7 protein-coding genes and 1 pseudogene are annotated in these 7,006 nt (G+C 65.0%); 2 read left to right on the top strand and 6 right to left on the bottom strand.

Going from position 1 to position 7,006, the window contains the following annotated elements; all coding sequences use genetic code 11:
* Window positions 1-61: 61 nt before the first annotated feature.
* From EOA33_RS18780 to EOA33_RS18765, 4 genes are all read right to left on the bottom strand, one after another.
* Window positions 62-1,057: an ABC transporter permease gene (locus EOA33_RS18780; protein WP_127406263.1), complete on the bottom strand. Its 996-nt coding sequence runs from the start codon at window positions 1,055-1,057 to the stop codon at window positions 62-64.
* A 113-nt stretch (window positions 1,058-1,170) separates the two neighbouring features.
* Entirely contained in the window at window positions 1,171-2,211 is a 1,041-nt protein-coding gene (locus EOA33_RS18775; protein WP_127406262.1) for a sugar ABC transporter substrate-binding protein, read from the bottom strand.
* 39 nt (window positions 2,212-2,250) lie between these two features.
* Window positions 2,251-3,015 carry an ATP-binding cassette domain-containing protein gene (locus EOA33_RS18770; RefSeq protein ID WP_126054880.1) on the bottom strand — a complete coding sequence of 255 codons (765 nt, stop codon included), beginning with the start codon at window positions 3,013-3,015 and terminating at the stop codon, window positions 2,251-2,253.
* A complete protein-coding gene (locus EOA33_RS18765) occupies window positions 3,012-4,175 on the bottom strand; it encodes an ROK family transcriptional regulator (RefSeq protein ID WP_127406261.1) in 1,164 nt (387 codons plus the stop codon). The genes EOA33_RS18770 and EOA33_RS18765 overlap by 4 nt, the downstream gene beginning before the upstream one ends.
* 53 nt (window positions 4,176-4,228) lie before the next feature.
* Here EOA33_RS18765 and EOA33_RS18760 point away from each other — a divergent pair, with 53 nt between their 5' ends.
* Window positions 4,229-4,675 carry a M20/M25/M40 family metallo-hydrolase gene (locus EOA33_RS18760; RefSeq protein ID WP_245482370.1) on the top strand — a complete coding sequence of 149 codons (447 nt, stop codon included), beginning with the start codon at window positions 4,229-4,231 and terminating at the stop codon, window positions 4,673-4,675.
* On the opposite strand, the gene EOA33_RS18755 is transcribed toward EOA33_RS18760, so the two are convergent.
* Both EOA33_RS18755 and EOA33_RS18750 read right to left on the bottom strand, forming a co-directional pair.
* Complete coding sequence (locus EOA33_RS18755) at window positions 4,672-5,949, bottom strand: M23 family metallopeptidase (RefSeq protein WP_127406260.1); 1,278 nt, start codon at window positions 5,947-5,949, stop codon at window positions 4,672-4,674. The genes EOA33_RS18760 and EOA33_RS18755 overlap by 4 nt on opposite strands.
* A gap of 141 nt (window positions 5,950-6,090) precedes the next feature.
* Window positions 6,091-6,558 (bottom strand): peroxiredoxin, encoded by a 468-nt coding sequence (locus tag EOA33_RS18750; RefSeq protein WP_127406259.1) that lies wholly within the window; start codon window positions 6,556-6,558, stop codon window positions 6,091-6,093.
* A gap of 96 nt (window positions 6,559-6,654) precedes the next feature.
* Here EOA33_RS18750 and EOA33_RS18745 point away from each other — a divergent pair.
* Window positions 6,655-7,006, top strand: a pseudogene (locus EOA33_RS18745) (hypothetical protein); the annotation flags it as partial.

Below are 7,006 nucleotides of genomic sequence, written 5' to 3'. Positions count from 1 at the left end.
CCCTTGCCGATGCCGCGCGCGCTGCCGACGATCAGCGCGACCCTGTCCCGTAGCCGGTCGGTCATGCCAGCCTCTGCCGGATGGTCTGCTTGAAGGCGTCGAGCAGCACCGCAGCCAGCACCAGCAGGCCGTGGATCACCTGGGTGAAATTGGCCGGCAGGCCCATCAGGTTGATCGCCGTGTTGATGGCCGAGAGCAAGAGCACGCCGGCATAGACGCCGGGCAGGGTGCCGACGCCGCCCTTCAGGCTGACGCCGCCGATGACGACGGCGGCGAAGGCGTTGAACAAAAGCCCGACGCCGAGATTGGCGGTGGCGCCGGGGGTGCGGATGGCCAGCAGCCAGCCGGCGAGACCGGCGATGGCGCCGGCAAGCACGAAGGCGATGATCAAATTGCGGTTGACGCGGATGCCGGCGCGGAAGGTGGCCGTCTCGTTGCCGCCGATCATCACCAGGTGCCGGCCGAACGGCGTCTTGGCCATGATCAGCGAGAAGACGACGAAACAGGCGATGGCGATCCAGGCGGTGAGCGGCAGGCCGATCAGGCGCTGGATGCCGAACCAGCGGATCGCCGGCGCCAGGTCCTGTGCCGAGCGGCCACCGGAAACGACGAGCACCAGGCCGCGCACCCAGATGTAGGAGGCCAGCGTGATGATGAAGGCGCTCATCTTCAGCCTGACGATCAGGAAGCCGTTGAAGACGCCGATGATGCCGCCGACGAGGACGGCGAGCAGCAGCGAAACCGGGACCATCAGCCATTGCGGGTGCAGTTGCACGCCGAGGCCGATGCCCGACGAGCAGAACAAGATGCCGACCGCCATGGCGCTGAGCGCGGCGACCGATTCGACCGATAGGTCCATGTGGCCGGCGATGATGACCAGCGCCAGGCCGATCGACATCACGCCCAGCACGCTGGAGGCCTCGATGATGTTGGCGAAGATGCCGAGCTGGAAGTAGTTCGGAATGAGCAGGGAAAACACCACCAGCACGAAGACCAGCATGAACCAGACGAGATTGTCGAGAATGAGCTCGAGAGCATGGCGGGTGCGGGGGTTCATGAGCTGATCCGGTTGGCGCGCGTGTCTGACAATGTTGCGGCTTCGCGCGTTTCGACGCGCGCGGCGCTTTTGAGGGGCGCTCCGGGCCGGGTAGCCCGGAGCGGTCCTGGTGGTTACTCGACCGGTTTTACGGTTTCGGTCGGCGGCTTCTGGTTGCCCCAGAAGGCCGGATTGTCGACGTTCTCCTTGGTGATGGCGGCGCCGGGGATCTTGATGTTCGGGCCCCAGGCTTCCTTGGTCACCGTCGACTTCAGGCCAAGCACCTCATATTCGCCGGGCTTGATCTCTTCCTTCTTGACGATCTTGTCCATGAACATGGCGATAGCCGCGGCCTGGGCGTAGAGCGGCTGTTCGACTTCGACGTTGAGCCAGCCCTTGCGGATCAGGTCGAGACCGACCGGTGCGCCGTTCGAGCTCATCATCATGACGTCGCCGGGCTTCTTGCCGGCAGCCTCGAGCGAGGCGACGCCGGCGACCGAGAGATGCGCGGCATGGCTGAAGATCAGGTCGATGTCGGGATTGGCGAGCATCTGGTCGGCAACGATGGTGCCGGCGTTGCTGGCTTCCCACTGCATGGCCGGAAGCGAGATGATCTTGACGTCCGGGAACGCCTTCATCTTCTCCTCGAACCCCTTCTGGATGTCGAGCGTGTAGGGATCGCCGGGGTCGCCGAGCACCTGCAGGATCTTGCCCTTCACCGCGCCGTTCTTCGCCTTCAGGAGCTTCTCGGCCTGGTCGGCGGCGACGTAGCCGATCTCGACCGTGCCGGCGACCGAGGTGAAGTCAGACGGGGTGGAGGTGATCTGGCGGTCGAATTCGACCACCGGAATGCCGGCGGCGCGGGCCGCTTCGACGGACGGCTTCAGCGCGTTGAAGTCAACCGCCGCAAGGACGATCGCGGCGGGCTTCAGCGCGATGACGTCGTTCATCTGCGATTGCTGCGCGTCGGTCTTGTTGTCGGCGTTCAGCGATTTGAAGTCGTAGCCGACCTGCTTGAGGAACAGTTCCAGCGCGGTCACCGAACCGGTCTGGAACTCATCGAGCAATGTCGGCACCAGATAATAGACGGTGCCCTTGGACTGGGCGAATGCCGGCGTGAGCGTGGCAATGGCCAGTGCCAGGAAACCGAAGACGGAAAGAAGTATTCTCTTCATGTCGTTCGCTCCTCTTGCGCCGGACCCCTCATTTGTCCCTCAGCTCGCCGGTCCGGCACCGGCCAGCGTCTCTCCGGTGATCATGTTGATCACCGCGTCGGGACTTGTCTTGTTGCGTGCGACATCGCCCGCCACGACGCCTTGCCGGATCACCACGATCCGGTCGGCGACCTGGAAGGCCTGCTGCATGATATGAGTGATGATGACGACGCCGATGCCCTGGTTCGCCACCTGGCGGATCATGTCGAGACCGCGTCGCGTCTGCTCGACGCCAAGGGCGGCGAACGGCTCGTCGAGCAGCACCAGCTTGCCGCCCCAGTGCACGAAGCGGTTGAGTTCGATCGCTTGCCGCTGCCCACCCGACAGGTGCTCGACATTGGTGCGCAGCGACGGGATGCGGGTGCCGGCATTGGCGAGCGCCTTGGCGACCACGGCCTCCATGGCGCGCTCGTCGAGGACGGGGACGCCGAGCACCTTGCGGGTGATCTCGCGGCCCATGAAGAAATTCGCCACCACGTCGACATTGGTGCAGAGCGACAGGTCCTGGTAGACGGTCTCGATGCCCGCCGCCTTGGCCTCGGCCGGAGATTTGGCAAGGAAGTCCTTGCCTTCGAATAGCATGCGGCCGGAGGTCGGCTCCAGCCCGCCGGCGATGATCTTGACCAGCGTCGACTTGCCGGCGCCGTTGTCACCCAGAAGCGCCACCACCTCGCCGCGCCCGATCGAAAAGCTGATGCCTTTCAGCGCCTGGATCGCGCCGTAGTTCTTGGTGACGTTGTCGAGGACCAGCAGGGGTTCGCTCATGCCGCGATGTCTCCGCCTTTCAGGAGGTCGCCGCCGCGCTGCCGCTTGGCGGTGAAGATCTGGCCGAAGCGCGGCGACAGCACCCCGGAAACGGCAAGTGCGGCCGCGCCGCGCAGCACCGCATGCTGGCCGCCGCGCGCCACGACGATGCGCGGCGTGGCGCGGTCCTTGCGGGCCGAGACCGAATTGGGCAGCTCCGCCGCTCCCGCCAACCGTTCGAGCAGCGCCGGCGGCGCCAGCCCGCCGAGGACCACCGTCTCGGGGTCGAACAGGTTCTCGATGATGGTGATGGCGTTGCGGAAAACCGGACCGATCTCGATTACCCAGTCGTCGTCGCTGCCGCGCCAGCGTCCGCGCGCATCGAGCGAGAGATAGCGTTCGAGACAACCCCGGTTGCCGCAGGGGCAAGGCTCGCCGCCGAACACGACCGGGATGTGGCCGATCTCGCCGGCATTGCCCCAGGCGCCGCGCAGCACGCTGCCATCATGCACCATGGCGCCGCCGAGGCCGACGCCGAAATAGAGGTAGTAGTAGTCGGAATATCCGGTGCCGAGGCCGTAGAGCCGCTCGCCCATGGCCGCGGCCGCCATGTCGGTCTCGAAGAAGGCCGGCAAACCCGTGGCTGCCGTCAGCCGCTCGCGCAGCGCCACATCCTTCCAGCCGGTCATGGTCGTCGGGCCGATGAAGCTCATCGATTCGACGCCGAACGGGCCGGGCAGCGCCATGCCGACGCCAAGCACGCGTCCGCCGGCGCGCCGTCCCGCCAGGTCGCGGACCATGGCGCCGATCTGGTCGAAAGCGTGATCGGGCGTGACGTTCGGCGCCTCGCTGTGCGTGCTCTCGATGACATCGCCGCTGAGGTTGATCAGCGCCGCGTCGATGCCGAGCGGGGTGAGGTGGATACCGACGGCAAAGCCGCCTTCGGGATTGATCCTGAGCGTCGCCGGCGGCAGTCCGCGGCCTTTCGGCTCTTCGCGCAGCGACAGGATGTAGCCCTGTTCCTCCAGTTCGCGCACGATGGTCGACACGGTCTGCACGGTGAGGCCGACGCCCCTGGCGATATCGCCGCGGGCGATCGGCCCATTGAGGCGGATGGACTCCAGAACGATGCGCCGGTTGTAGGGCCGCCCGAACTCCTGATTGGTCCCCCGCAATGCCATGCCTTGCGCTCCTGAAGTGACGGGAGCTTCGCACCGAAGATTTATTCAGTCAAATGGAATTCAAAAATATTTCGGTATTGTGGACGACACGCCGTGGCCGCGCAGCTCCGCCAGTCGAGCGAAAGTTTGGCGGCACCGTCAGCGCCGTATTCCAGCCGGCCGAGGAAGACGAGCCGTCGGGCGGAAGACGGGTGGTGGAAGAGGGGCTGCTCGACGATATCGCCGCCGCGATCTGCGTTCACGTCGATCCGTACACACAGTCCGGCAAGGTCGCTGTCCGTCCCGGTCCTTACACTCTGGCATGCGATACGTTCGATGTCCGCGTCACCGGCTCCGCCGCGCATGCGGCAAAGCCGTATGAGGGTGTCGATGCGATCGCCGTGGCGTACTCGATGGTCACCGAGCTGGAGAAGATCGTGTCGCTGGAGATCGTGGCGCTCACACTGATTTCGGCAGCAACCATGTTTCTGACGGCGCAGCGGGGATCGGCGGGCGGTTAAAGATACTGCGCGACCTTCTTGCCGACCGTCAGGAAGCGCAGCGGGTCGACCGCATCGCCATTGTGGCGCACTTCGTAGTGGAGATGCGGGCCGGTCGAACGGCCGCTGCTGCCGGTCTTGCCGATAATATCGCCGGCCGCGAGCTTCTGGCCGACCGTCACGTCGATCTCGCTCAAGTGCCCGTAGCGCGTGGCGAAGCCGTTGCCATGGTCGACCTCGACCATGCGGCCATAACCGCCGTTCCAGCCGGCCTTGGTGACGACGCCGGCCGCTGTGACCTTGGCGGGCATGCCCATTGGCGCCCTGAAATCCATGCCCGAATGCAAGGCCGCGGTGCCGAGGATCGGGTCGGTGCGCACGCCAAACGGGCTGGTGACCGAATGACCGGGGGCGGGGTTGGCGAGCGGCAGCCGCCGCGCTTCCTTCTTCAGGTGATCGAGCGCATCCAGCGCCTCGTCCAGTTCCTTGACCTTGCTGTCGAATATCGTCGATGCGTTGAGCGGGATCAGCGGGCCGCCGACATCGCTATCCTTGCCGAAATCGCTGTCGACCGGCAGGCCGGCGGCCGCCAGCGCCTGGGTGATGGCGTCGGCATTCTTGTATGCATTGTCGGCAAGCGTGGTAACGCGGCTGAGCTGCTCGCTTTCGATTGCCTTGAGCGACTGGTTGATCGACACGAACAGCCTGTCGGCACGATCGGCGGCCGAATCGCTGGGCAGCGGATCGGAGCGCGTCGACCACAGCGAGAACGGTCTCGTGTCGCCGGCGCCCAGGCTGGCGACGGAATAGGTCGGCTGCTCGCCAATCAGCGCGGCGCGATCGTCCGGCTTGGCGGTTGCGGTACCGTCGGCGGCGGGTGCCGCCCCAACTTCGCTTTCGGCGCGCTCGAGGATCGGGCCAAGGCGGCCGTGGCGCTGGCTGAGCTGTGTCTGCCGTTCCAGAAGTTCGCTCACCTTGGTCTCCATCAGCTGCTGGTCGAGAAGCTGTCTGCTGGTGATGCGGTCGACCTGGGCGCGAAGCGCCGAGATGCGGTCTTCATAGGCCTGCTGCATGCGCGCCTGTCTGGCGGTCGTCGCCCCGATCAGGTCGTCTCGAAGCACCAGATAGGAGGTGGCGAGCAGGTAGCCGATGACAATCGCCGCCAGCGCCGAGCCGAGGAAGGCGGCAAGCCAGGGCCGGATGGTGAAATGCCTGATTTCGTTACCCCGGGCGATGATGACCGTATGGGGTTCCTTGCGTTTGCCGAAGACCGCAGACTGACCGGTTGGGTTCACGGGACCAAGCTTTCGTTACGACACCACGAAGAGCCTGATTACATATTATTAGGGTTAACAAAGCTTTGCCGGGCCGATAGCGCCGGTAACCAATGCCCGCCGGACGGGTGTCAGGTTGCGGCGAAGACCGCCAAATCTGCCTCACAGTGCGCGCACCGCCTCCAGCACCTCTTCGGCGTGGCCCTTGACGCGGACCTGCCGCCAGATCCTGGCGATTCGCCCGTCCTTGCCGATCAGGAATGTCGCCCGTTCGACGCCCATATATTTGCGGCCGTACATCGTCTTTTCGACCCACACACGGTAGGCCTCGATGACCTTGCGCTCCTCGTCGGCGACCAGGTCGACGGTAAGGTCATATTTCTGCTTGAATTTGTCGTGCTTCTTGATGCTGTCCGGGGACAGCCCTATCACCACGGCGCCGGCCTTTTCGAAGTCCGGCTTCAACTGCGAAAAGCTGATCGCCTCATTGGTGCAGCTCGTGGTGTCGTCCTGCGGATAGAAATAAAGTACAACGGGCTTTCCAAGCAGTGCGGCGAGGTTGAGCGACCCGCCACCGTCGCGCGGAAGATCGAATTGCGGCGCAAGATCGCCTACGTCGAGTTCGGCCATGTCGGTGCCCCGGTTTGAGGTTACGCGCGAAGCCGCATCGATATAGTGTCAGACGGGGATTCGTCCACGATCGAGTTCGCTACAACGGAAGATTGCGTGGATCAGGAAGAACCGCAGCACGAGAAGATCCGGTTCAGGCGTGACGAGATCACCGACCTGGGGGCTTTTCCCTCCGCCTGCAAGGTGCCGCCGCTCGGCCGCGCCAGGATAGGCCGAGGCTTTCGCGTCCTTGCGCGGGTGGTCGCCAGTTTCTGCGCGCTGGTGTTGCTGGCGGCCGGCGCGGTCTACGTGCTCGGCACATCCGGCATCGGCACCGAGCGTCTGCGAGCGGAGGCGGAAGCAGCCATCGAAAAAATGGCCGGCTTCGATGTCGATGTCGCGGTCGGCCCGGCGCGGCTGACGCTCGACGGGTCGAGCTTCATTGCCTTGCAGGTGAGCGACGTCAGCC

Origin of the sequence: Mesorhizobium sp. M4A.F.Ca.ET.050.02.1.1, from assembly GCF_003997725.1 — a bacterium.
Classification (GTDB): Bacteria; Pseudomonadota; Alphaproteobacteria; order Rhizobiales; family Rhizobiaceae; genus Mesorhizobium.
Note: the sequence above shows the minus strand (reverse complement) of the source record. Positions and strands in the feature narration are given on the sequence as shown.